Source organism: Parasphingorhabdus sp. (assembly GCF_048267785.1).
GTDB lineage: Bacteria > Pseudomonadota > Alphaproteobacteria > Sphingomonadales > Sphingomonadaceae > Parasphingorhabdus.
Window position 1 is genome coordinate 28,839 of record NZ_JBLWWU010000001.1, and the last position, 25,125, is coordinate 53,963.

The following is a 25,125-nucleotide window of genomic DNA, read 5'->3' on the forward strand; positions in this document are numbered from 1 at the left end:
TATAGGGAGAGGTCATGACAGAGCAAGACCTGATGGACCCTGAGCGCAAACCAACACTTGCAGGGGTTGAACGAGCGGCAAGAAAAGTTGCTGACATACTGCCGGCGACACCGCTGTTGCCTTTGGAAATTGATGGCAAGACAGTCTGGTGCAAGGCAGAATGCCTGCAACCGATTGGCGCGTTCAAAATACGGGGTGGCTGGCACCGTTTGACCGATCTGAACGATGATCAGGGCCAGCGGGGTGTCATTGCCTTTTCCAGCGGAAATCATGCACAGGGCGTTGCATGGGCTGCTCACAGGCTGAACATACCTGCGACGATCATCATGCCTGAGGACGCTCCCAGGGCGAAACTGGAGAATACAAAGGCATTGGGCGCCAAGGTCATCACCTATGACAGGATGGGCGGTAATCGGGAACAATTGGCAGCCGATCTATCGCAGAAAAGCGGAGCCGTGGTTGTTCCCAGTTTCGATGATCCCTGGATCGTCGAGGGACAGGGTAGCTGCGGTCTGGAAATCCGCGAACAGGTGCGGGCCCGAACCGGATCGGAGCCGGATCAGATTGTCGCCTGCTGCGGCGGTGGAGGCCTGGCAAGTGGAACCGCTCTGGCCAACCCTGACGCCAAAATTATGGTCGTCGAGCCGGAAGGCTGGGATGACATGAAACGCTCGCTGGAAGGTGGAGCGATCGTGCCGGTAGAGGACAACCCGCCCGCGACCGATTGCGACGCGCTACAAACGCTCAGCGTTGCGCCAATCACGTTCAATATTCTGAAAGATCGCGACGCCACAGGCATCGCCGTTTCCACCGCTGAAGTGCATCACGCGATGCGGGTGGCATTCGAGAAATTGCGCTTGGTCGTTGAACCGGGCGGTGCCGTTGCGCTGGCGGCGCTTCTCGCTGGCAAGGTCGGACTGACCGACCGGACCGCCATCACGCTGTCGGGGGGCAATGTCGACCGTCAGCGGTTCGCGGACATCATGGCGGGTGGCTAGGGCCTGATTCTTCTTTCCTACATTGGTTCTGATGACATATCTTTAGGCGGTTTTGATTCAGGCTCTTTGACAATTTGGATAGATGATAACGCCACTGCCGGTCCGCGCGCAAAACCATCGGCATTTTGACGCAGGTCTGGAAGGCCACACTCGGCAAACAGCGCGAGAACGAGAACGGCAGGGATTCTGCTGACTGGGGCCAAAGGTCACAGAAAAGACAAGCACGCGCTTGTGTAAAGCTCTCGCGGATCTTTATCGCACGGCGAAAACAGCGAAAATCAATCGGGAGATTGTTCCAATGATTTCATGGCAATGCGAAAAAGCTGATCCGGAAATCAGGCGGCGATCGCGCGTTGCAGGTCCATCCGACTCCAGATTTCCACCAGAGCCTGAGTCAGATCGACCATCATCGCTTCGCTATGCGCTGGACCGGGCGTGAAACGCAGCCGTTCGGTGCCACGCGGGACGGTCGGATAGTTGATCGGCTGTACATAGACGCCATATTCGGCGAGCAGAACGTCGCTGATTTTCTTGGCTTTGACCGGATCGCCCACCTGCAGCGGAACGATATGGGTCGAGGAATCCATCACTGGCAGGCCGGCGTCGGCAAACAGGTCCTTGAGCTTCTGCGCGGCGGCCTGCTGGCCATCGCGTTCTGCGGTTGACTGTTTCAGATGACGAATACTGGCCAGCGCACCGGCGACCAGCACAGGAGACAGGCTGGTTGTGAAGATAAAGCCCGGCGCATAGGACCGGATGACATCAACAATCTTCTGATCAGCGGTGATATAGCCGCCCATGACACCAACCGCCTTGGCCAATGTGCCCTCGATGATCGTTATTCTTTCCGCCGCACTATCACGCTCGGAAATACCGCCGCCACGCTCGCCGTACATGCCAACAGCATGCACTTCGTCACAATAGGTCAACGCATTATATTTGTCGGCGAGATCACAGATTGCATGGAGCGGCGCGATATCACCATCCATCGAATAGATACTTTCGAAGGCAATCAGTTTCGGAACTTCAGGATCTTCGGCAGCCAGCATTTCTTCAAGATGCTCCAGATCATTATGCCGGAACACCCGCTTTTCGCAGCCGCTGTTCTTGATTCCGGCGATCATCGAGGCATGGTTGAGCTCGTCGGAAAAAATGATGCAGCCCGGGAGAATTTTGGTCAGCGTCGAGAGCGTCGCTTCGTTCGATACATAGCCGGATGTGAACAGTAGCGCGCCGGATTTATTATGCCAGTCTGCCAGTTCCCGCTCGAGCTCGATATGATAATGGGTGTTGCCGCCAATATTGCGCGTTCCACCTGAACCGGCGCCAACATCGTGCAGCGCCTCTTCCATCGCGGCAATGACATCTGGATGCTGGCCCATCGCGAGATAATCGTTAGAGCACCAGACGGTTACCGGTTGCGGTCCGTTGTGATGCGCAAAACAGCGGGCATTCGGAAAAGCGCCCTTGTTGCGCAGAATGTCGATGAATACCCTATAGCGTCCCTCGGCATGCAGCCGGTCAATCGCTTGCGAAAAAATTTTATCGTAATCCACTGTTCACCAAATCCTGCGTCAAATCTGTTCTTGCGGTCGTCTTGAAATGGCTCTTAGCTGCCTTTTCCAACAATTTCCAGCGCAAACCATTCGCAATAAGAGTTGTTCTCCCCTGGCCTAGAGAGTCTCATATCGTTCGATGCCATATTGGCGGATTGCTGGTCGATACGGCTCGATATCGGTCAAGCCACCTGTAGTGACAAATATGCTGTCCTGGCGAGTGCCCGACCAGCTCATATCCTTTGTGAGATAGGCGATCCGCCGGGCTATGCCCTGCGCGCCATCGATAAACTGGATGGGCTGTCGCGCTGCTGCGGACAATTCGTCTCGCACCAGTGGAAAATGGGTGCAGGCGAGAATGACCGTATCAATCTTCTCCCCGCCCGGCTGCCCCGTCAATCCGGTTATGGCTTCTTCAATAACGTGCGGATCGGGTATTTCTCCACGCAATTTGGCTTCTGCAGCATAGACAAGCTCGGGACATGCATGACGAAGCAAAATCTTGTCGGCAGCAAAATCGGCGGCTAGCCGGTCGACATAGGGTTGTCTTATAGTTGCCTTGGTCCCGAGAAGCCCGATCACCCCGGTTCTGGTAATGAGGCTTGCCGGTTTGATCGCTGGCACGGTGCCGACAACCGGAATATTCAATGCCGAACGGACATGATCAAGGGCGATCGTCGAAGCGGTATTGCAGGCAATTGTCGCTATTGCCGGCTTGTAACGCTCGACGAGGCGGCCCAGTAACGCCGGTACACGCGATGCGAGTTCGGCTTCGGACTTCATCCCGTAAGGAAGCCCGGCATAGTCTGCTGCATAGACGATCGAAGCATGGGGCAGCAGTTTTATCGACTCTCGCAACACCGAAAGACCGCCGACACCAGTGTCGAAAAATAACAGGGGAGGGCATTCGCCAGGCGGTGTTTTGGTCATTCATTGCCCATAGCCAGAATTGCATGGAAACGGCAACCGCTTCGGTTCGTCTGACATGTGTTTGACCTTAGCCGTTTTTTCAGCCCTGAGACTTGCTGATTATCGTCGGTGAATATAGTCGCCGACCCGAAAAGGGGTAATTTCAGTGCAGTCTATGTGGGTAGAACCGATATTGGCGTTATTGTTCGGCTATTTGCTGGGTTCGATTCCCTTTGGACTTCTGCTGACCAGAGCAACAGGCGGCGGCGATCTGCGCAAAACGGGATCCGGCAATATCGGCGCAACAAATGTGTTGCGCTCCGGAAACAAGGGGCTCGCGGCCCTGACCCTCCTGCTGGATATGGGAAAGGGCTTTGCGGCAGTTTATCTCGCCATGCAGATTTCCGGCGGACTGGGTGTTCTTGCCGGATTGGGGGCCTTTCTAGGCCATCTTTACCCGGTATGGCTACGGTTCAAAGGTGGCAAGGGCGTTGCGACGCTGCTCGGCGTCGTAACCGCCCTGATTCCCGCGGCGGGGTTGATATTTGCGGTCACCTGGCTTGGCTCGCTTGCGCTCTGGCGCTATTCATCCGTAGGAGGAATGCTTGCAGCCATATCGGTGCCGATAGCAGCTTTCGTTCTGGGAGAATCCGGCATGATACCGATGTTCGTCGGTCTGGCGCTGCTGGTATTGTGGAAACATCGCTCCAATATAGAGCGTCTGATCGCCGGTGAAGAACCTAAAATCGGAGCATCAAAAAAGGTCTGAAGTGAATGGGGAAAAGCCAAGAAGCGTTTGACCGACTTCGGCTTATCCGATCCGAAAATATAGGGCCTGTTACCTACCAGCAATTGATCAAACGATTTGGTTCTGCAACACGCGCGCTGGATGCTATTCCCGAAATGGCTGCACGTGGCGGTGGAAGGGCGCCCCATATTGCCGACAAGGAGCAGATCGATCGTGAAATCAAAGCGGCACGCGATTTGGGGGCCCGTTTTCTCTTTCTCGGTGATCATGGCTATCCAGCCTTGTTGGCGGAGTTGGGCAATCCTCCACCGGCGCTACTTTGGCAAGGCCGATTAGAACTGCTGGACAAGCCTGTGGTTGCGATAGTCGGTGCACGAAACGCCTCGGCTGCGGCTTGTCGCTTTGCCCGTGATCTGGCCAATGATCTGGTTGAGGCAGGTGTGTCTGTCGTTTCGGGCTTGGCACGAGGCATCGATACCGCCGCCCATCAAGGTTCGCTGGAGAAAGCAACGATCGGCGTAATTGCTGGCGGACTGGATGTATATTATCCACCGGAGAATGAGGGTATCCAGCGGTCGATAGCGGAACAGGGCCTTCTGCTGGCGGAGCAGCCACCGAGAACCGAACCGCGCGCGCGTCATTTTCCTTATCGCAACCGGATCATCGCTGGACTGGCAAGAGGTACTCTGGTGGTCGAAGCAGCTCCACGTTCCGGTTCGCTGATCACAGCTAGATTAGCGGCGGAGTCAGGGCGTCAGGTGATGGCGGTGCCGGGATCTCCAATCGATCCACGATCAAGAGGATGCAATATGCTGATCCGGGAGGGAGCAATGCTGATCCAGTCTGCCGATGACATACTGGAACTGATCCGTCATTTTGATGATCGGGCGGAAAATATGAATGCCAGCAATGAAATGCCCAAAAAATGTAAAATCTCCACAATCCGCGAAACCGACAATTTCAGTGTTGAGAAGCTTGATCGTACGCCACTCGTAAATTTTCTGAGCGTGACGCCAGTGCCTATTGACGAACTTGTCCGGCAATCGGGCCTTCCCCCGTCTTCGGTGCAATTTGCGCTGCTTGAACTGGAACTCGCAGGACGACTCGTGCGTCATGCCGGCGCTCGTGTAAGCTTGAGAAACTAGGTGGCGCGCACCGGACTAATTTATATCGCCATTGACAAAAATCTTCATTCAGGGCCTTGACCTACAGCCAATCCCTGTCACAGCCTCGCGCGTATACGTGAGAACAAAGAAAATCGGAACATATGCAGCTAGTTATTGTCGAGTCCCCCGCCAAAGCCAAAACCATCGAAAAATATCTGGGATCGGATTTCAAGGTATTGGCGTCCTACGGCCATATTCGGGATCTACCGCCCAAGGATGGCTCAGTCGATCCGGATGATGGCTTTGCCATGACCTGGCAGAATTATTCCGACAAGACCAAGCAGCTGAAAGCAATTACGGACGAATCGAAAAAAGCCACGCGCCTGATCCTTGCCACTGACCCTGATCGTGAGGGCGAGGCGATAAGCTGGCACGTTCTGGAAGTGTTGCGAAAGAAAAAGGCACTTCCCGAAAAAGTCGACCGGGTTACGTTCAATGCGATTACCAAGGCTGCTGTTACCGACGCCATGGCTCATCCGCGGGCGCTGGATGAGGATCTGATCGACGCCTATCGTGCGCGGCGGGCGCTCGATTATCTGGTCGGCTTTACCTTGTCTCCGGTCTTGTGGCGTAAGTTGCCGGGCGCGAAATCTGCTGGCCGTGTGCAATCGGTCTCGCTCAAGTTGATCGTCGAACGTGAACGGGAAATCGAGGCATTTGTCCCGCAGGAATATTGGTCAGTTAGCGCGCAGATGGAACAGGATGGGCAAGCCTTCGTTGCGCGGCTGACGGTCCACGATGGCAAAAAACTGGGCAAGATGGATCTGGCCAATGAAAGCCAGGCGATGCTGGCCAAGGCCGCGGTCGAAAACGGTCTGTTCACGGTCGAATCGATCGAAACCAAGCCGCTTACCCGCAATCCGCCGCCGCCCTTTACCACGTCAACCTTACAACAGGAAGCGGCGCGCAAACTGGGCTATTCTGCCAGTCACACCATGCGGATTGCCCAGCAGCTTTATGAAGATGGTGCAATTACCTATATGCGTACCGACGGTGTCCAGATGGATGGCAGTGCCATTTCTGCGGCGCGCAAGGCGATCGCGGATCGTTATGACGCTAGTTATGTTCCGGACAATCCGCGTATCTACAAAACCAAGGCAAAAAACGCGCAGGAAGCGCATGAAGCAATCCGGCCGACGAGTTTTACTACGCGCACCGTGGGTAGTGGCGACCATGCCAAATTATATGATCTGATATTGAAACGCGCGATGGCCAGTCAAATGGCTTCCGCCCGGCTAGAACGCACTACCGTGGAAATGCTTGACGGAACCGGGAAAACAGGTCTCAGGGCCAATGGACAGGTTGTTAAATTCCCGGGTTTCCTCGCGCTTTACGAAGAAGGGCGGGATGACGACAAGGACGAGGACAGCGGTTTGCTGCCAGCAATGTCCAAGGGTGACAGTCCGGCCAAGAAATCCGTGGAAGCACTCCAGCATTTCACCCAGCCGCCACCGCGCTACAGCGAAGCCAGTCTGGTCAAGAAAATGGAAGAATTGGGGATTGGACGCCCGTCAACCTACGCGTCGATCATCAAGACCCTGAAAGATCGCGCCTATGTCCGAATTGAGAAGAACCGGTTCTTTGCAGAGGAAAGCGGGCGGCTGCTGATCGGTTTCCTCGAGCGGTTTTTTGAGCGCTATGTTGCCTATGATTATACCGCCGGGCTCGAAGACGAACTCGACGAAGTCAGCGGTGGGCGGGCACAATGGCAGGCCATACTTGAAGCCTTCTGGCATGACTTTAAACCCAAGACCGTTGAAGTCATGGAAAAACTGCCATCGGAAGTTACAGCAGAACTGGACACCTTCCTGAGCGACTATCTTTTTCCGGAAAAGGAAGATGGCAGTGATCCGCGGCTATGCCCGCGTTGCAACGAGGGAAAGCTCGCCTTGCGTGGTGGACGTTTCGGCGCCTTTGTTGCCTGTTCAAATTATCCGGAATGCAAATTCACCCGGCGCTTTGCGCAGGGCGGCGGAACCAATGGTGATGAAGATGAAGGGCCGCAGGAACTGGGTATTGATCCGGACAGCGAAGAAAAAATCACCAAAAAGGTCGGCCGTTTCGGACCCTATGTCGAAAAAGGCGAGGGCAAGGATGCCAAACGGTCATCTATTCCCAAAGATATCCCGGCAGAAGATTTCGGACTTGAATGGGCGGTCAAGCTGCTGTCGCTTCCGCGCGAAGTCGGTATCCATCCAGAAACCGGTGAACCGGTCACCGCACAAATCGGACGCTATGGGCCCTATCTGAGCCATAACGGGAAATCAGCCCGTCTGGAGAATACGCAGGAAGTCTTCGAAATTGGAATGAATGCTGCGGTAGCCAAATTGGCCGATGCTGCCAAAAATGGAGGTGGTCGCGGTCGCGGCAAGATGGAGCCCCTAAAGATCATGGGCAAACATCCGCGGACCGATGAAGAAATCAAATTGATGGACGGCCGTTATGGTCCCTATGTCACCGACGGAACGACCAATGCGTCTTTGCCCAAGACGGTGGACAAGGATCAGCTTACTCTTGAAGAAGCGGCTCAGTTGATCGATGATCGCGCAGCCAAGGGGCCCGCAAAAAAGCGGGCAAAGAAAAAGGCTGCTCCAAAGAAAAAACCAGCCGCCAAGAAGAAGCCTGCGGCAAAGAAAAAGCCTGTGGGAAAAAAGACACCGAAAACACCAGCAAAAGCGAAAGCCGAATAGGCTATCGATATGTCAGGCTGGGAAGGGTGCCAAAACCTATCCTTCCCCGAGCCGATATGGGCGCGAATCTATTTCAACGCCTCAGATGGCGAATTTATCGCTAGCTGAACCCGCGTGCATTCAAGCCGCTTTGGCTTTCGAAATTATCGCAGCAACTTCGTCGAGTATAAGCAGGCGCTGCTTTTTTAGTTCCTCGCTTCGTTCGTCAGACGCCACATCAACTTCCGCTTCAATGCGATGAATCTTCTTGTTGATCTCGTGATAGCGGTCCGAAATCGCGCGGAAATGTGGATCTGAAACCTTCAACTGATGGAGTGTGTCTCCGTCATCTGGAAATTCGGCATGAAGATCGTGCAATACGTGGCTCATCTACATTCCCTTTGTGCGATTAAATCATTTTCTTAAAGCTACGCTGGGTTAGACCCGAATTGGCCAACCGATCCACCGCCTCTTGGGTTTGCAGTTATTCGCAAGCTCTCCGCTCGCATATCAGGGAATCTACGTACTGCTTTGCATGGGATTGCGTCACCGGCCGGATGGAAACCGTCTACTTAACCCAATCCAGTCCCATATCCTGATAGAGGCTTTTGTCTTCATCCCAGTTGGCGCTGACTTTGACGTGAAGATAGAGATGAACAGGTTTGCCCAAAATTCCGGAAAGCTCAGCGCGGGCTTTGGCGCCAATATCCTTGATCTGGTGACCACCTTTGCCGAGAATAATCGCTTTCTGACTGGCTTTCTCAACGAGAATTTGCTGATGAATCTCGACCGACCCGTCGGGCCGTTCCTTATATTGCTCCATTGCGATGGCTGTCGCATAGGGCAGTTCAGCATGCAATTGCCGGAAAACCTGTTCACGGGTAATTTCTGCTGCAAGAATGCGTTCGCTGGCATCCGAAACCTGATCGGCGGGAAAATGCCACGAGCCTTCTGGCATCTCATTTACCAGATAGGATCTCAATTCTTCCAGTCCATCTCCAGTCTTGGCACTGACAAAAAAGGTTTCGTCGAAATCGGCGAGTTCATGCAGCTTGACGACATGGCCGAGCATCTTGTCTTTAGCGGCAATATCGACCTTGTTCATTACCAGAATGGTCTTTTCTGACCGGTGCTTGATCCGTTCGACAATCGAGGTAACCTTCGTTCCTAGACCCGCCCGGGCATCGACCAGAAGCACGATGATATCGGCATCTTCGGCACCTTCCCAAGCCGCTGACACCATTGCTCTGTCAAGGCGACGATGCGGTTCGAAAATACCCGGAGTATCGACGAGCAGAAGCTGGGTATCCTCTTCAATCGCAATGCCCAACAGTCTTGTCCGGGTGGTCTGCGGTTTGGAGCTGGTGATAGCAACCTTCTGCCCGACCAGCGCATTGATCAGGGTTGATTTCCCTGCATTGGGCGCACCAATCAAAGCTACAACGCCGCATTTTTGTGTCATGTGAATTTTTCCAAAAACTTCTTTGCCGCTTCCGTTTCAGCGGCTTGAATGGCAGAAGCCGTAGCCGTAACCTCGCCGACATGGCGAACGCTCAGCCGGACGGTGAACTTCAAATCATGATGAGGGCCGCTTTTGTCGACCAGTTCATATTGGGGAACCTTTCGATTATGAGCCGCGGCCCATTCCTGCAAAGCGGATTTCGGGTGCCGGATGTCGGCGATAGTGGCCGAAAACCGGTTTTCCCAATGGCGCAGAATAAAGGCTCGCGCGGCTTCCATCCCATGATCAATGTAGACCGCTCCGATTAACGATTCCATCACATCGCCCAAAACCTTCACACTTTGGCGCGCACCATCATCCCGCGCCTGTTTTCCAAGCAATATATGATCGCTAACGCCTATTTGCTTGGCGACTGCGCCGCACACCGGACCGGAGACCAGACCATTGAGACGTTGCGACAATCGTCCTTCCGGTTCATTTGGAAACTGGTGGTAGAGATGGTCGGCGATGACCAGCCCTAAGACCCGGTCACCCAGAAACTCCAGTCGCTGATAATCCTTTTCACCGTGGCTCCCGTGTGTTGCGGCTCTTCGATATAATTCTGGTGACAGGGGCGGTTTGCCGATGATCTCGGTTATCCATTCAAGAAAGTCCGGACGGCTCAAAACCCTCCTCCAATCCGATCCCATCGTGCCGCGGTGAACCATGTCCACGGCTTGATCCATTCCGCGGACCCATCGGTCGAGAATACCACAACCAAGGCGCGACCGACCAGATTTTCTTCTGGCACCATGCCGATGGCCTGACCTTCTTCAGCAGGAAAGCGACTGTCTGCGCTGCGGTCCCTATTGTCACCCATCAGAAACATATGACCATCCGGTACGATGAATGCCTGCGTATTATCACCTTCTGAATCTTCATAAATGTCCAAAACGCGATAAGTCACTCCGTTAGGCAAGGTTTCCTGAAATTGTGGATAGCGACAGATGGTGATACCATTTGCTCCCGGCGATTGAAATTCGTCGCGATAGCAGGGGCTATTGGGGGTGACGGGCTGTTCGAAATCTTCGACTCTCTTGCGTTCGACGGCGACACCATTGATCGAAACAACACCGTTGGTGACCTGGACTATGTCCCCCGACAGGGCAATGACCCGCTTGATATAATCATCACGCGCGCTTGGAGGCGCCTTGAACACAACCACATCACCGGGTTCTGGCGAATGGGGCAATATCCGACCAGGTATGAGCGGCACGCTAAACGGCAGACTGTATTTGGAAAAGCCGTATGGCCATTTTGCGACCAGTAAATAGTCTCCGACGACCAGACGCGGTTGCATCGATTCCGAAGGAATATTGAACGGTGAAATGATGAAACTACGCAAAATCAAAATGAATATTGCAAGTTTTACAAGGAACGCGACAAAGTCCCGCGTTTCAGATTTTTCTGCTTTCTTTCGCACCATGGCGCCCCTTCGCCGACATTGGCAATTGCGTCAAGATTTCTTGCGTTTTCCTCAGGAGTCAAATTTTCAACTTGAGACGGGCTAATCGGGCAGATAGGGCAGGGTCAGGTCAACGGCCGCACGCACTTGAGTATCAAGAGATCGGATGATTGCATGACTTCACACCAGTGGCGAACCATCAAAGCCCTCCCGCACATTTCCCTGACCAGTCTTTTCGATGAAGATGACCAGCGAGTCGCAAAATTCGGATTGGAGCAGTCGGGTATCTATTTTGATTTCTCGAAGACCCATCTCGACGCGGGTGCGGTTAACGCGTTTCAAAAATTGGCGGACGATATGGAATTGTCCTCGAAAGTGACTGCGTTTCTGTCGGGCGAGGCGATCAATGTTAGCGAAGGCCGGGCGGCAGAACATTGTGCGGAACGCGGTACCGGCAATCCGGCGAGCGTCGCCAATGCCCAGGCGCTACACCAGCGTATGAAAAGCCTGATCGAGGTGATTGATGCAGGCGTTCTCGGCAATTTTACCCAGATCATTCATCTCGGCATAGGCGGCTCGGCACTCGGGCCCAAAATGCTGCATCAAGCACTCAAGCTGGGTGACGAAAAATATGAACTTGCGGTCGTGTCCAATATCGATGGCGTAGCGCTTGAACCGGTGATGGAACGATTTGATGCAGCGAAAACATTACTCGTCATTGCCTCCAAAACTTTCACTACCGCCGAAACTTTGCTCAACGCTAACTCGGTACTGGAGTGGATGCGCGAACAGGGCGTGTCCGATCCGTTGGGCCAAGTCATTGCCCTGACCGCCAGTCCCGAACAGGCTGTTGAATGGGGTATCGATGAAACCCGGATATTGCCTTTCTCTGAAACCGTTGGCGGGCGCTATTCCCTGTGGTCGTCGATCAGTTTCAGTGTGGCGCTGACGCTGGGATATGAGGTATTTGAAGACTTGCTGGCCGGTGCCGCCGCAATGGACGAGCATTTTATGGACACTCCATGGGATCGGAATATTCCGGTACTTGCGGCCTTTTCCGATCAATATTATACACAGGTCCGAGGATGTGAGACGCGGGCCGTCTTTGCCTATGACGAGCGTTTGAGCCTACTTCCCGACTATCTCCAGCAACTCGAGATGGAGAGCAACGGCAAATCGGTGACGCTGGATGGCGCGCCGCTCGAACTTGAGTCGAGTCCGATCGTCTGGGGTGGTGTCGGCACGGATGCCCAACACGCGGTTTTCCAGTTGCTCCATCAGGGAACTCATCTGGTACCGGTCGAGTTCCTTGCAGTTATCGAGCCGGGCGATTCGCTCAATCCTGCTCATCACAACGGCCTGCTACTCAATTGCTTCGCCCAAGGTGCGGCTTTGATGGCGGGAAAAAAATCCGATGACAGTGATCGAAACTATCCAGGTGACAGACCATCGCTCACCCTCTTATTGGAAGATTTGGAAGCACGTTCAGTGGGTGCGCTGCTCGCTTTTTACGAGCATCGGACATTTGTGAATGCAGCGTTGTTAAATATCAATCCGTTCGATCAGTTTGGCGTGGAACTGGGCAAACAAATGGCAAACGATCTCGCGGGCGACGATGGTAACCAATTGGACGTTTCGACCGAAGAACTGAAAAAGCGGGCATTCGGAACCTGATATAAGGAAAATTGCATGGCAGAATATGATTATGACCTGTTCGTTATCGGCGCAGGTTCCGGCGGAACGCGCGCTGCACGCGTGTCTGCTTCTTACGGTGCGAAAGTTGCTGTGGCAGAGGAATATCGCGTTGGCGGTACCTGTGTCATCCGCGGCTGCGTACCAAAAAAGCTGCTTGTCTATGGTTCTCATTTTTCAGAAGAACTGGAAGACGGCAAGAATTTTGGCTGGACTTGGGAAAATGCCAAATTCCACTGGCCAACTCTCCGCGACCATGTACTCAAGGACGTTGACCGCCTCAATAACGCCTATACCGATACGCTGAAAAATCACGGTGTCGACATTATTCTCGAGCACGCCGAGTTGACCGGGCCGCATGAGATAAAACTGTCTGGCGGCAAGACCGTGACCGCGAAATATATTCTGATCGCTGTTGGCGCATGGCCCGCTGTGGCCGACTTCCCGGGCAGCGAGCATATGTCGACATCGAACGACATGTTTCATCTCGACGAATTGCCGGAAACCATAATTATCGCGGGCGGCGGATATATTGCCAATGAATTTGCCGGTATCTTCAACGGTCTGGGCAGCGACGTCACCATCGTGAACCGTTCGGACATCATCTTGCGCGGCTACGATGAAAGCGTCCGCGACCGGCTGATCCAAATCTCGCTCGCCAAAGGGATCAATTACAAATTCAACTGCACGTTCGACAAGATCGAAAAGCGTGATGATGGCGCTCTCGACGTCTATATGGACGGGAAGAGTGCGCCCGTGCAGGCTGATGTGGTGTTGGCAGCGACCGGTCGCCGACCCAAGATTGACGGTCTTGGCCTGGAAAATGCTGGTGTTGAAATCAACGAGCGTAGCGCCATAAAGGTCGATGAAAATAACCGGACCAATATAGAAAATATCTATGCTGTCGGCGATGTGACCGATCGCGTCCAACTGACTCCAATTGCCATTCGCGAGGGGCAGGCCTTTGCCGACAGCGTCTTCGGCGACAAGCCAAGCACCGTCGATTATGATAATATTCCGTCAGCTGTATTCTCACAGCCCCCCATTGCATCAGTAGGATTGACCGAAAGCGAAGCGCGAAAACAATATGGCAATATCAAGGTTTATTCGTCTGATTTCCGGGCGATGCGGAATGTTTTTGCCGACCGGCCCGAACGCAGCCTTTATAAAATGATCGTTGAGCATCCAACCGAAAAAATTCTCGGTTTGCATATGATTGGTCCCGACGCGCCGGAAATTTTGCAGGCAGCGGCGATTGCAGTGAAAGCCGGTTTAACCAAGCGGGCATTTGATGATACGGTCGCCCTGCATCCCAGCATGGCCGAGGAGTTGGTCCTGTTTAAATAGAAAACGTTACGGCATGCTCGGTCAAAGATGGAATTTAATCGTACGATTAATTACTATTGACGATTGCCTAATCGGCTGTGCATTGGCTAGGGCTTATCGCATCTAGTGATTCACAGCCGGGGGTTGAATGTCAGACATTATTGCACAATTGGAAGCCAAGCGCGCTGAAGCCATGCTTGGTGGCGGACAAAAGCGGATCGACAGCCAGCATGCCAAGGGCAAGCTGACCGCCCGCGAACGCATTGATATATTGCTCGACGAGGATTCGTTCGAGGAAATCGACATGTATGTCGAACATAATTGCGTCGATTTTGGGATGGATCAGCAGCATATTCCCGGCGACGGTGTGGTTACGGGTTCCGGCACGATCAATGGACGACTGGTTTTTGTCTTCTCGCAGGATTTTACGGTCTTTGGCGGTTCGTTATCTGAACGCCATGCCGAGAAAATCTGCAAGGTTCTCGATAACGCCATGAAAGTCGGCGCTCCGGTCATCGGTCTCAACGACAGCGGCGGCGCGCGTATCCAGGAAGGCGTGGCTTCACTCGGTGGCTATGCCGACGTGTTCCAGAAGAATGTGCTGGCCAGTGGCGTCATTCCGCAGCTCAGCCTGATCATGGGGCCTTGTGCGGGTGGCGCGGTCTATTCGCCGGCGATGACCGACTTCATCTTCATGGTGAAAGATAGCAGCTATATGTTCGTCACCGGCCCCGATGTGGTCAAGACCGTGACCAACGAAATCGTGACACAGGAAGAACTCGGCGGAGCGGTAACGCACACGACCAAGACCAGCGTCGCCGATGTCGCTTATGAAAACGATATTGAAGCGTTGCTTGCAGCGCGCGATTTTATCGACTTCATGCCATTGTCCAATCGCGAAGAGGTGCCGGAGCGCCCAACCGCCGATCCATGGGATCGTTTGGAAGAAAGCCTTGATACGCTGATACCCGACAATGCCAACCAGCCTTATGACATGCATGAAGTCATCCGCAAGATGGTCGACGAAGGAGATTTCTTTGAAGTCCAGCCCGCCCATGCGGGCAATATCATCTGCGGCTTTGGCCGGATGGAAGGTGCGACCGTCGGTGTTGTCGCCAACCAGCCGATGGTGCTCGCTGGCTGTCTCGACATCAATGCATCCAAGAAAGCGGCACGCTTTGTCCGCTATTGCGATGCGTTCAATATTCCGATTGTCACGCTTGTCGATGTTCCCGGCTTCCTGCCCGGCACTTCACAGGAGCATAACGGCATCATCAAGCATGGCGCCAAGCTGCTCTTCGCCTATGCCGAAGCGACGGTGCCGAAGATCACCATCATCACCCGCAAAGCCTATGGCGGCGCCTATGACGTGATGGCCTCCAAGCATCTGCGCGGCGACCTCAACTATGCCTGGCCGACCGCCGAAATCGCCGTGATGGGCGCAAAAGGTGCGGTCGAGATCATCTTCCGCGGCAAGACCCCGGAAGAAATTGCCGAGCGTACTGCGGAATATGAAGCGCGGTTTGCAAATCCTTTTGTCGCGGCGCAAAAGGGCTTTGTCGACGAGGTGATCATGCCGCATTCGACCCGTCGCCGGGTGGCTCTCGGATTACGGAAACTGCGTAACAAGCAGCTGGAGAACCCGTGGAAGAAGCATGACAATATTCCGTTGTAGGGGATAGATTGTGCCCACCGGATTAGTAGCCCTTCTCGACGACGTCGCAGCCATTGCGAAAGTGGCTGCCGCGTCGGTTGACGATATCGGTGCCGCTGCAGCGCGCGCCGGGACCAAATCCGCTGGCGTGGTGATCGACGATGCGGCGGTGACCCCGACCTACGTGACCGGTTTCGATCCGTCGCGCGAATTGCCGATGATCTGGAAAATCACCAAGGGATCGTTCAAGAACAAACTGGTCTTTTTGCTACCGGCAGCGGTCCTTTTGGGACAATTTGCGCCCTTTTTGATACCGATCATCCTGATTTTCGGCGGATTGTTCCTCTGTTATGAAGCCGCCGAGAAGGTGCTGGAATTTTTCCACGTGGACGAATCCACCAAACATGAGCAGCCCGCCATTATCGAGGGGCCGGGACGGGAGAAGGACATGGTCTCGGGCGCGATACGCACCGACCTGATCCTTTCCGGCGAGATCATGGCGATTGCCTTGTCGGAACTGACCGACCAGGTCTGGTGGGAGCAGGCGATCATATTGGCGATCATCGGCATAGCGATTACCGTGGCGGTCTATGGCGCGGTCGCACTGATCGTGAAGATGGACGATATCGGTCTGCATATCGCGCAGAATAATGATGGCGCGTTGCGGTCTTTTGGTTGCGGTCTGGTGCGGCTGATGCCGAAACTGCTAGCCGCCCTTTCAATCATCGGCACCCTGGCCATGGCCTGGGTCGGTGGCGGATTGCTCGTACACAATATCGCTGCGCTCGGCTGGCATGGTCCGGAACATCTGATCGACTGGCTGTCGCATCCTTTGCTGGGCCTGTTCCCCGCCTCGGCCAAGCTGATGGTCGGCGGCATCGCCTTTGCCCTCTTGTCGGGCATATTGGGCGTCCTTGTGGGCGCAGGAATTGCGCCGCTGGTGCACAGGTTTATCCCGCATGGAGAAGGACATTGATTGTGCTTTTCTCACTCGACCGTTGGGTCGCTCCGGCGAAGGCTGGGGCCTGCACCAATATTGAGAGTGGCGCGGAGCTTGAATTGGGTTCCAGCGTTCGCTGGAAGGACGAAATAGGAAAGTTGAAATGAAACTCGGAAAGTTTAACCATATCGGCGTTGCCACGCCTGATCTCGACGCCTCGATCGCTTTTTTCCGCGATGTGATGGGTGCAACCGACATAACCGAGCCCTTCGTGCTGGAGTCACAGAAAGTGCGCGTCTGTTTCGTCAATACGCCGGGTGATGGTGGAACTGTCGGTACCCAGATCGAATTACTGCAACCCACGCAAACCGATAGCGCAGTAGGCAAATGGTTGGAGAAAAACCCGCTCGGCGGCCAGCATCATATCTGTTTTGAAGTGCCGGATATTCATGCCGCCAAGGCCGAGTTCGAAGCGATGGGCAAACGCGTGCTGGGCGAACCGCGCATTGGCGCGCACGGCACGCTTATCTTTTTTGTCCATCCCAAGGATATGGGCGGGATGCTAACCGAGATCATGGAAACGCCCAAAGGACATTAGGTAAATGATCGTCATCCTGAACTTGTTTCAGGACCTCCTGAAACAAGTTCAGGATGACGTTTCAGTTCAAAAGGATCAAATATGGAATTCGAAAATATCAAGCTGGACATCACCAACCAGATAGCAACGATCACACTTAACCGGCCAGAGCGACTCAACGCCTGTTCTCTTGGCATGGCGGATGATATCTTCATCGCACTGGATAAGCTCGATGGCGCGCGTGCACTGGTTATTACGGGCGAAGGCCGCGCCTTTTGTGCGGGGGCCGATCTGCAGGCTAAGAAAGATAGCGTTTTGTCCGGTGGGCAGGGCAGCTATGCCGCGCTTCTGAAGCATTATAATCCGCTGATGTTGAAGCTTGCCAAGCTGAATATCCCGACGATTACGGCCGTAAACGGACCGGCGGCAGGGATTGGCTGCTCGATCGCATTGGCCAGCGATTTCGCAATTGCGGGAAAATCATCTTATTTTCTGCAGGCCTTCGTAAACATCGGGCTCGTGCCAGACGGTGGCGCTTCGTGGATGTTGACGCGGCTTGTTGGCAAGGCCCGCGCGACAGAAATGATGCTGCTCGGCGAAAAAATATATGGTGAAAAAGCAGCTGACTGGGGTCTGATCTATAAATGTGTTGAAGATGCTGCGTTGCTTGATGAAGCGAACCTGCTCGCCAAACGCCTTGCGGATGGTCCGACCGTAGCCTTGGGTGTCATGCGTCAGAATTTGGTAGCTGCGCTCGAAAGTGACTATGCTTCGGCGCTGGTGCGCGAAGCCGAAGGACAACGGATCGCTGGCGACAGCAAGGATGCACGAGAAGGAGCAATTGCATTTCTGCAAAAACGTAAAACGGATTTTAAGGGTGAATGAAGACCGTTGGCTCTGATCTGGTGGAAGGGCACTACTCATCCGAGTGGTGCCGTTCAACGGACTCGCCACTAACGGCTCAAATATTGGAATATTTATAAACAGGGCAGATATGACCGACAAACCAACAATCAAAGACTGGCAGGAACTGGCCGACAAGGAAGTCAAAGGCCGTGACCTGACATGGGAAACACCCGAGGGTATCCCCGTCAAACCGTTGTACACAGCGGAAGATGCCGGCGATCCGGGTCTGCCCGGCTTTGGTCCGTTTACCCGTGGGGTCAAAGCTTCAATGTATGCCGGACGGCCCTGGACCATCCGTCAATATGCCGGTTTCTCGACCGCCGAGGAATCCAACGCATTTTATCGCCGCAATCTGGCGGCGGGACAAAAAGGTCTTTCGGTAGCTTTTGATCTTGCCACCCACCGCGGTTATGACAGCGACCATCCGCGTGTTGTTGGCGATGTCGGCAAGGCGGGTGTGGCAATAGACAGCGTCGAGGATATGAAAATCCTGTTCGACCAGATTCCGCTCGACGAAATGTCGGTATCGATGACAATGAACGGCGCAGTGATTCCGTGCCTGGCTTTCTATATCATTGCGGCGGAAGAGCAGGGGGTTTCTCAGGACAAACTTTCCGGCACGATCCAGAATGATATCCTCAAAGAGTTCATGGTGCGGAATACCTATATCTATCCGCCCGCTCCCTCGATGCGGATCATCTCCGACATTATCGGTTATACGTCCGAACATATGCCGAAGTTCAACAGCATTTCGATCAGCGGCTATCATATGCACGAAGCCGGCGCGACGGCGGTGCAGGAACTGGCCTTCACCATTGCCGACGGCCGCGAATATGCAAAACAGGCGATGGCGACGGGGCTGGATATCGATGCTTTTGCAGGTCGTCTGAGTTTCTTCTTTGGCATCGGCATGAATTTCTTCATGGAAGTCGCGAAGCTCCGGGCGGCGCGAACCCTGTGGCACCGCGTGATGACCGATCTCGGCGCGCAATCCGAACGGTCGAAAATGCTGCGCACCCATTGCCAGACGTCTGGCGTGTCGCTGACCGAGCAGGATCCGTATAATAACGTGATCCGCACGACGATTGAGGCGATGGCCGCGACCTTGGGCGGAACCCAGTCGCTGCACACCAACGCGCTAGACGAAGCCATTGCATTGCCGACCGATTTTTCCGCCCGTATTGCCCGCAACACCCAGATCGTGTTGCAGGAAGAGGCCGGGATTACCAAGGTCGTCGATCCGCTTGGTGGAAGCTATTATGTCGAGGCGCTGACCGAGGAACTGGTCGATAGAGCATGGGAAATTATCGAACGCGTCGGTTCCGAAGGCGGTATGGCGAAAGCGGTTGCCGATGGCTGGCCGAAAGCGATGATTGAAGAAGCCGCTGCCGGTCGTCAGGCCGCAGTCGACAAGGGTGATGCGGTGATCGTCGGCGTCAATAAATATCGCCTGCCCGAAGAAGACGCGATGGAAACGCTGGACATCGACAATGCCAAGGTTCGCCAGGGTCAGATCGCGCGGCTCGAAAAAATGCGCGCCGATCGGGATGAAGCAGCTTGCCAGGCAGCGCTCAAGGCGCTGACCGATGGCGCAAAAGGCGGCGGTAATGTACTGGCGCTGGCCGTCGATGCAGCGCGCAAACGCGCTTCGCTCGGCGAAATATCCGACGCGATGGAAGCGGTCTTTGGCCGTTATGAAACCCAGCCGACCCCGGTGAAGGGCATTTACGGCAAGGCCTATGAAGGCGATGCCCGCTATGCGATGGTGATCGAAGGTGTTGACGCGGTCTCGCAGCGGCTTGGTCGCAAGCCGAAAATTCTGGTCGCGAAAATGGGGCAGGACGGTCATGACCGCGGTGCCAATGTTGTCTCCAGCGCCTTTACCGATATGGGCTTTGATGTGATTTCCGGGCCGCTGTTCCAGACGCCCGGCGAAACCCGCGATCTGGCTCTGGCGGAAAATGTCGACGCGGTCGGCGCGTCCAGCCTTGCCGCAGGCCACAAGACATTGATCCCTGAGCTGATCAATCTGCTGAAGGAGTCCGGGCGCGGCGATATCAAGGTTTTTGCCGGCGGCGTTATCCCGGCCAAGGACTATGAATTCCTTCGCAAGAGCGGCGTTGTCGGAATCTATGGACCGGGCAGCAATATTGTGGAATGTGCCGCGGACATCTTGAGACTGCTGGGGCATAATATGCCCCCCGAAGAGGAAGCTGCGGAATGAGTTTAGACGAAAATATCAGTTCCCCGCCGCAGGGCGGGGCCCAGACGATTGCTCGGGACAGTTCTGGACCCTGCCCTACGGCAGGGAACACAGTCCGCAACGACTGGACGCGCGAAGAGATCGCGGCGCTGTTCGATCTGCCGTTCGACGAGCTGGTCTTTCAGGCGGCAACCGTCCACCGCACCAATCATAAGCCCGGCGAAGTCCAGCTTTCGACCTTGCTCTCGATCAAGACCGGCGGCTGCCCCGAGGATTGCGGCTATTGCAACCAGTCGGCGGGCGCGAAATCCGGCCTGAAAGCAGAGAAACTGCTCGACGTTCGCACCGTGCTGCAATCGGCGGCGCAGGCCAAGGACCGCGGTTCCTCGCGCTTCTGCATGGGCGCCGCCTGGCGCAACCCCAAGGACCGCGACATGCCGGCAATCATCGAGATGATCAAGGGCGTCCGGCAGATGGGCATGGAAACCTGCATGACGCTGGGCATGCTGACCAAGGAACAGTCCGAAATGCTGTCCGAAGCGGGCCTCGATTATTATAATCACAATATCGATACTTCGCCGGAACATTATGAGAAGGTGATCACTACGCGCACCTTTGGTGACCGGCTCGAAACGCTCGAGAATGTCCGCAACAGCGGCATAAACGTCTGTTCCGGCGGCATCGTCGGCATGGGCGAGGCCCGCGAAGACCGGGTCGGTTTTGTTCACGCGCTGGCGACTTTGCCGAAACATCCGGAAAGCGTTCCGGTCAACACGTTGGTCCCCGTCAAGGGCACGGTGCTCGGCGATATGCTTGCCGACACGCCGCTGGCGAAGATCGACGATATCGAATTTGTCCGCACCATTGCGGTCGCCCGGATCACCATGCCCGCCTCGATGGTCCGCCTGTCCGCTGGCCGCGAAAGCATGAGCGAAAGCACGCAGGCATTGTGTTTCCTCGCCGGCGCGAACAGCATTTTCACCGGCGACAAACTGCTGACCACCGGCAATGCCGGTGACGATGCGGACGAGACGTTGTTCGCTAAACTGGGTCTGGTTCCGATGGAAGCCGAGCAGCGGGAATGCAAGCTGGAGGCGGCGGAGTGAGCTTATATTTTCGTCATGCTGAACTTGTTTCAGCATCGACCTATCAACAATCACCGTCCGTGCTTTTCGCACGATGGACCCTGAAACAAGTTCAGGGTGACGAACTACTGGAGTCATATTTTGTTTAAGAAAATCCTGATCGCAAACCGTGGCGAAATCGCCTGCCGTGTCATTCGCACTGCCCAGAAAATGGGAATCAAGACGGTCGCCGTCTATTCCGACGCGGATGCGCGCAGCCCCCATGTCAAACTGGCGGATGAAGCGGTGCATATCGGTCCTTCGCCGGCAGCGGAATCCTACCTGATCGCCGACAAGATCATCCAGGCCTGCAAGGATACCGGCGCCGAAGCGGTCCATCCGGGTTATGGTTTTCTCTCCGAGCGGACAAGTTTCGCACAGGAACTGGCGGATAATGATATCGCCTTCATCGGACCGCCACCCAATGCCATCGCGGCGATGGGCGACAAGATCGAATCGAAGAAACTGGCCGAAAAGGCGGGGGTCAGTGTGGTTCCCGGTCATATTGGCGAGATTGACGATACCGAGCATGCGGTAAAAATCTCCACCGAAATTGGCTATCCGGTAATGATGAAAGCCAGCGCTGGCGGTGGTGGCAAGGGTATGCGGCTCGCATGGAACGAGAATGATGTCCGCGAAGGCTTTGAAGCGACCAAACGCGAAGGTCTGGCCAGCTTTGGCGACGACCGCGTGTTCATCGAGAAATTCATCGAACAGCCGCGCCATATCGAAATCCAGGTGCTTGGCGACAAGCATGGCAATGTCATCTATCTCGGCGAGCGGGAATGCTCGATCCAGCGCCGCCACCAGAAGGTCGTCGAGGAAGCACCATCGCCCTTCGTCGATCCGGAAATGCGCAAGAAAATGGGCGAGCAGGCCGTCGCTTTGTCGCAGGCTGTGGGCTATTATAGCGCCGGTACGGTCGAGCTGATCGTAGGAGCGGACAAGAGCTTCTATTTCCTCGAAATGAACACAAGGCTTCAGGTCGAGCATCCGGTCACCGAATATATCACCGGTCTCGATCTGGTCGAACAGATGATCCGCGTCGCCTATGGCGAGAAACTGCCGCTGACCCAGGATGAGGTCAAGCTCACAGGCTGGGCGGTCGAAAACCGTGTTTATGCCGAAGATCCCTATCGCGGTTTTCTGCCATCGACAGGTCGTCTGGTGAAATATCGGCCACCTGCAGCGGAAGAGGGCATCCGCGTTGACGATGGCGTAGCCGAAGGCGGCGAGGTCTCGATCTTCTACGATCCGATGATCGCCAAGCTGATTACTTATGGAGAAACCCGCATCGAGGCGATTGACCGCCAGATCGATGCGCTGAACCGGTTCGAGCTGGTTGGTCCCGGCCATAATATCGATTTTCTCTCGGCGCTGATGCAGCACGAGCGTTTCCGCGAAGGCAATATCACCACCAATTTCATTGCCGAGGAATATCCAGACGGTTTTCACGGCGCGCCGGCATCCGACGAACTGCTGGCCAATCTTGCCGCTATCGGTGCCTTTGCCGCAACGGCCCATGCCGATCGTGCGCGCCGTGTCGATAACCAGCTTGGAAAGCGGCTTGATCCGCCATCCGAATGGGAAGTGAAAATCGGCGACAAGATCATGGCCGTGTCGGTTTCCGAAGAAGAAATCACGGTGGACGGTGCCGAAGTCGATCTGTCGACCGAATATACGCCGGGCGATAGTCTGATCCTTGCAGAAATCGGGGGCAAGCCTCTTTCAGTGAAGATTGCGAAGACCGCTGACGGTTTCGCGCTCAACAGCCACGGAGCAACGCATAAAGCGCGGATATTGCCGGTCCATGTTGCGCAACATGCTGTCCACATGATCGAGAAAATCCCGCCCGATCTTTCAAAATTCCTGCTCTGCCCGATGCCCGGCCTGCTGGTCGCGCTGCACGTCGAAAAAGGCGAGACGGTTGTCGAGGGGCAGCCGCTTGCTGTCGTTGAAGCGATGAAGATGGAGAATATTCTTCGCGCCGAGAAAAATGGTGTGGTAAAATCGCTGGAAGCCGCACAAGGCGATAGTCTTGCCGTTGATGCTGTGATACTCGAACTGGAATAATTATCGCCAAGGGGAGGGCATTCTATGGCCAGTGAAGCCGCTATCGTCGGCCATCGGGAACCGACGATCAAGGAAATCCGTCTGGTCATAGCAGCATCTTCCGCCGGTACCATTTTCGAATGGTATGATTTTTTCATCTACGGCACCTTGTTCTACATCATTGGGCCGACCTTCTTCCCGAGCGGGAATCCGACGCTCGAGATCCTGATGGTATGGGCGACTTTCGCTATCGGCTTCGGTTTCCGTCCGGTGGGTGCCATTCTCTTCGGCTTTCTCGGCGACAAGCTGGGGCGCAAATACACATTCCTTGTCACCGTCACCCTGATGGGCATTGCCACTGCCGGCGTCGGTTTGATCCCCAGCGCCGAGATGATCGGACTGGCGGCACCTCTGATCGTTATTTTCCTGCGGATATTGCAAGGCCTGGCCCTTGGCGGGGAATATGGCGGCGCGGCCATTTATGTCGCGGAACATGCGCCGACCAACAAACGCGGCTATTATACCAGCTATATCCAGGCCAGCGTTGCCGGCGGCTTTGTCCTGTCGATCGGCGTCATATTGGCCTGCCGCTTCCTGATCCCCGAGCAGGAATTTAATGACTGGGGCTGGCGGGTGCCGTTTCTGCTGTCGATCATCCTGCTGGCGATATCGCTGTGGATGCGACTGAAGCTCAACGAGAGCCCGGTGTTCCAGGCGATGAAGGCCGCGGGTGAAACCGCAGGCAATCCTTTTGTCGAAAGCTTCACCTATCCGGGCAACAAGAAACGTATCTTCGTCGCCTTGTTCGGCATCACCGGTGTGTTGACGACGATCTGGTACACGGCCTTTTTCTCCGGCATGTCCTTCCTGCGCGGACCGATGAACATGGAGGCGCGTACCGTCGATATCATATTGTTCGTCTCCGGCCTGATCGCCATGTCATTCTATCTGGTGGTCGGCAAATGGTCGGACCGGGTCGGGCGCAAGAAGCCGATCATCGTCGGCGCTCTGCTCTCGCTTCTGTTGCTGTTCCCCGCCTTCTGGGGGCTGGGCCAGCTCGCCAATCCCGGCCTGACCGAAGCCGCACAGGCGAGCCCCGTCCGGGTCGAGGGTAGTGCATGCAGCACCGATCCCTTTGCCGAACTGTTCAGCCGCGAACAGAGCGACTGCGGCAAGATACTGGAAACGCTGACCTCCGCAGGCGTTTCCTATACGCTGGTCGACGCCAGCGAGCTGAAACTCAGTGCCGGCAATAGCAGCATTCCGATCAATCCGGACTGGATGGCAGACGGCGCCGCCCGCAGCAGCGGTATTCGCGACGCGCTTGCCGCCTATGGCTATGATTTTTCCAAGCAGCAGCCAGGCATGGTCAGGATATTGGGCATTGTCGCGATCCTCCTGGTACTGGGCGCGCTAAGCGCGCTGACCTACGGGTCGGTTGCTGCGTTGTTGTCGGAAATGTTCCCGGCCAAGATCCGCTATAGCTCCATGTCCATACCCTATCATATCGGTGCGGGTTATCTTGGTGGTTTCCTGCCGTTGATTGCCGGATATATCGTGGCCCGGTCCGGTGATATCTATGCTGGCCTCTGGTACACGTGGGCTGTCGTCGCGTTCGGAGTAATCGTTGCGTGGTGGGGCATTCCCAATGATCCCGAAGCGGCTCTCGACGAAGCGCAATAAAGGCCGTATCGCTCGG

Annotated in this window: 20 protein-coding genes; 14 read left to right on the forward strand and 6 right to left on the reverse strand. The window is 55.1% G+C overall.

Going from position 1 to position 25,125, the window contains the following annotated elements:
• Positions 1 to 14: 14 nt before the first annotated feature.
• Positions 15 to 998: a threonine ammonia-lyase gene (locus ACN0VD_RS00140; protein ID WP_417590347.1), complete on the forward strand. Its 984-nt coding sequence runs from the start codon at positions 15 to 17 to the stop codon at positions 996 to 998.
• 335 nt (positions 999 to 1,333) lie between these two features.
• Here ACN0VD_RS00140 and hemA read toward each other — a convergent pair whose 3' ends face one another.
• On the reverse strand, positions 1,334 to 2,554 hold the full coding sequence (gene hemA / locus ACN0VD_RS00145) for a 5-aminolevulinate synthase (RefSeq protein WP_417590349.1): 1,221 nt from the start codon (positions 2,552 to 2,554) through the stop codon (positions 1,334 to 1,336).
• 117 nt (positions 2,555 to 2,671) lie between these two features.
• Positions 2,672 to 3,484, reverse strand: a complete 813-nt coding sequence (murI, locus tag ACN0VD_RS00150; protein ID WP_417590351.1) for a glutamate racemase — start codon at positions 3,482 to 3,484, stop codon at positions 2,672 to 2,674.
• Between the two features lie 154 nt (positions 3,485 to 3,638).
• Here murI and plsY point away from each other — a divergent pair, with 154 nt between their 5' ends.
• The 3 genes from plsY (at position 3,639) to topA (ending at position 8,067) form a co-directional block, all read left to right on the forward strand.
• Entirely contained in the window at positions 3,639 to 4,232 is a 594-nt protein-coding gene (gene plsY, locus ACN0VD_RS00155) for a glycerol-3-phosphate 1-O-acyltransferase PlsY (protein ID WP_417591055.1), read from the forward strand.
• Positions 4,233 to 4,237: 5 nt separating this feature from the next.
• The gene (gene dprA / locus ACN0VD_RS00160; protein ID WP_417590353.1) at positions 4,238 to 5,356 is read left to right on the forward strand and encodes a DNA-processing protein DprA; all 1,119 of its coding nucleotides are present in this window, start codon (positions 4,238 to 4,240) and stop codon (positions 5,354 to 5,356) included.
• 122 nt (positions 5,357 to 5,478) lie between these two features.
• Positions 5,479 to 8,067, forward strand: a complete 2,589-nt coding sequence (gene topA, locus ACN0VD_RS00165) for a type I DNA topoisomerase (RefSeq protein WP_417590355.1) — start codon at positions 5,479 to 5,481, stop codon at positions 8,065 to 8,067.
• Between the two features lie 120 nt (positions 8,068 to 8,187).
• On the opposite strand, the gene ACN0VD_RS00170 is transcribed toward topA, so the two are convergent.
• From ACN0VD_RS00170 to lepB, 4 genes are all read right to left on the reverse strand, one after another.
• A complete protein-coding gene (locus ACN0VD_RS00170; RefSeq protein ID WP_417590357.1) occupies positions 8,188 to 8,436 on the reverse strand; it encodes a YdcH family protein in 249 nt (82 codons plus the stop codon).
• 178 nt (positions 8,437 to 8,614) lie between these two features.
• Positions 8,615 to 9,508, reverse strand: coding sequence for a GTPase Era (gene era, locus ACN0VD_RS00175; RefSeq protein ID WP_417590359.1), 894 nt, complete (start codon positions 9,506 to 9,508; stop codon positions 8,615 to 8,617).
• A complete protein-coding gene (rnc, locus tag ACN0VD_RS00180; RefSeq protein WP_417591057.1) occupies positions 9,505 to 10,197 on the reverse strand; it encodes a ribonuclease III in 693 nt (230 codons plus the stop codon). Before rnc ends, era begins: the two co-directional genes overlap by 4 nt.
• On the reverse strand, positions 10,170 to 10,973 hold the full coding sequence (gene lepB / locus ACN0VD_RS00185; RefSeq protein WP_417590361.1) for a signal peptidase I: 804 nt from the start codon (positions 10,971 to 10,973) through the stop codon (positions 10,170 to 10,172). Before lepB ends, rnc begins: the two co-directional genes overlap by 28 nt.
• A gap of 153 nt (positions 10,974 to 11,126) precedes the next feature.
• Here lepB and pgi point away from each other — a divergent pair, with 153 nt between their 5' ends.
• From pgi to ACN0VD_RS00235, 10 genes are all read left to right on the forward strand, one after another.
• Positions 11,127 to 12,626, forward strand: coding sequence for a glucose-6-phosphate isomerase (gene pgi, locus ACN0VD_RS00190; RefSeq protein ID WP_417590363.1), 1,500 nt, complete (start codon positions 11,127 to 11,129; stop codon positions 12,624 to 12,626).
• 15 nt (positions 12,627 to 12,641) lie between these two features.
• On the forward strand, positions 12,642 to 13,991 hold the full coding sequence (gorA, locus tag ACN0VD_RS00195; RefSeq protein ID WP_417590365.1) for a glutathione-disulfide reductase: 1,350 nt from the start codon (positions 12,642 to 12,644) through the stop codon (positions 13,989 to 13,991).
• A gap of 127 nt (positions 13,992 to 14,118) precedes the next feature.
• Positions 14,119 to 15,645 (forward strand): acyl-CoA carboxylase subunit beta, encoded by a 1,527-nt coding sequence (locus ACN0VD_RS00200; protein ID WP_417590367.1) that lies wholly within the window; start codon positions 14,119 to 14,121, stop codon positions 15,643 to 15,645.
• A gap of 10 nt (positions 15,646 to 15,655) precedes the next feature.
• The gene (locus ACN0VD_RS00205) at positions 15,656 to 16,600 is read left to right on the forward strand and encodes a DUF808 domain-containing protein (RefSeq protein ID WP_417590369.1); all 945 of its coding nucleotides are present in this window, start codon (positions 15,656 to 15,658) and stop codon (positions 16,598 to 16,600) included.
• 127 nt (positions 16,601 to 16,727) lie between these two features.
• Positions 16,728 to 17,162, forward strand: coding sequence for a methylmalonyl-CoA epimerase (gene mce, locus ACN0VD_RS00210; protein WP_417590371.1), 435 nt, complete (start codon positions 16,728 to 16,730; stop codon positions 17,160 to 17,162).
• An 81-nt stretch (positions 17,163 to 17,243) separates the two neighbouring features.
• On the forward strand, positions 17,244 to 18,026 hold the full coding sequence (locus ACN0VD_RS00215; RefSeq protein ID WP_417590373.1) for an enoyl-CoA hydratase-related protein: 783 nt from the start codon (positions 17,244 to 17,246) through the stop codon (positions 18,024 to 18,026).
• Between the two features lie 109 nt (positions 18,027 to 18,135).
• Positions 18,136 to 20,271 carry a methylmalonyl-CoA mutase gene (scpA, locus tag ACN0VD_RS00220; protein ID WP_417590375.1) on the forward strand — a complete coding sequence of 712 codons (2,136 nt, stop codon included), beginning with the start codon at positions 18,136 to 18,138 and terminating at the stop codon, positions 20,269 to 20,271.
• Entirely contained in the window at positions 20,268 to 21,356 is a 1,089-nt protein-coding gene (gene bioB, locus ACN0VD_RS00225) for a biotin synthase BioB (protein ID WP_417590377.1), read from the forward strand. Before scpA ends, bioB begins: the two co-directional genes overlap by 4 nt.
• A gap of 117 nt (positions 21,357 to 21,473) precedes the next feature.
• Entirely contained in the window at positions 21,474 to 23,447 is a 1,974-nt protein-coding gene (locus tag ACN0VD_RS00230) for an acetyl-CoA carboxylase biotin carboxylase subunit (RefSeq protein ID WP_417591059.1), read from the forward strand.
• Positions 23,448 to 23,471: 24 nt separating this feature from the next.
• Positions 23,472 to 25,109, forward strand: coding sequence for an MFS transporter (locus tag ACN0VD_RS00235; protein ID WP_417590379.1), 1,638 nt, complete (start codon positions 23,472 to 23,474; stop codon positions 25,107 to 25,109).
• Positions 25,110 to 25,125 lie beyond the last annotated feature (16 nt).

Coding starts and splice junctions, on each gene's coding strand:
- ACN0VD_RS00140 (WP_417590347.1), top strand. CDS start 15: ATGACAGAGCAAGACCTGATGGACCCTGAGCGCAAACCAACACTTGCA.
- murI (WP_417590351.1), bottom strand. CDS start 3,484: ATGACCAAAACACCGCCTGGCGAATGCCCTCCCCTGTTATTTTTCGAC.
- plsY (WP_417591055.1), top strand. CDS start 3,639: ATGTGGGTAGAACCGATATTGGCGTTATTGTTCGGCTATTTGCTGGGT.
- dprA (WP_417590353.1), top strand. CDS start 4,238: ATGGGGAAAAGCCAAGAAGCGTTTGACCGACTTCGGCTTATCCGATCC.
- topA (WP_417590355.1), top strand. CDS start 5,479: ATGCAGCTAGTTATTGTCGAGTCCCCCGCCAAAGCCAAAACCATCGAA.
- ACN0VD_RS00170 (WP_417590357.1), bottom strand. CDS start 8,436: ATGAGCCACGTATTGCACGATCTTCATGCCGAATTTCCAGATGACGGA.
- era (WP_417590359.1), bottom strand. CDS start 9,508: ATGACACAAAAATGCGGCGTTGTAGCTTTGATTGGTGCGCCCAATGCA.
- rnc (WP_417591057.1), bottom strand. CDS start 10,197: ATGGGATCGGATTGGAGGAGGGTTTTGAGCCGTCCGGACTTTCTTGAA.
- lepB (WP_417590361.1), bottom strand. CDS start 10,973: ATGGTGCGAAAGAAAGCAGAAAAATCTGAAACGCGGGACTTTGTCGCG.
- pgi (WP_417590363.1), top strand. CDS start 11,127: ATGACTTCACACCAGTGGCGAACCATCAAAGCCCTCCCGCACATTTCC.
- gorA (WP_417590365.1), top strand. CDS start 12,642: ATGGCAGAATATGATTATGACCTGTTCGTTATCGGCGCAGGTTCCGGC.
- ACN0VD_RS00200 (WP_417590367.1), top strand. CDS start 14,119: ATGTCAGACATTATTGCACAATTGGAAGCCAAGCGCGCTGAAGCCATG.
- mce (WP_417590371.1), top strand. CDS start 16,728: ATGAAACTCGGAAAGTTTAACCATATCGGCGTTGCCACGCCTGATCTC.
- ACN0VD_RS00215 (WP_417590373.1), top strand. CDS start 17,244: ATGGAATTCGAAAATATCAAGCTGGACATCACCAACCAGATAGCAACG.
- scpA (WP_417590375.1), top strand. CDS start 18,136: ATGACCGACAAACCAACAATCAAAGACTGGCAGGAACTGGCCGACAAG.
- bioB (WP_417590377.1), top strand. CDS start 20,268: ATGAGTTTAGACGAAAATATCAGTTCCCCGCCGCAGGGCGGGGCCCAG.
- ACN0VD_RS00235 (WP_417590379.1), top strand. CDS start 23,472: ATGGCCAGTGAAGCCGCTATCGTCGGCCATCGGGAACCGACGATCAAG.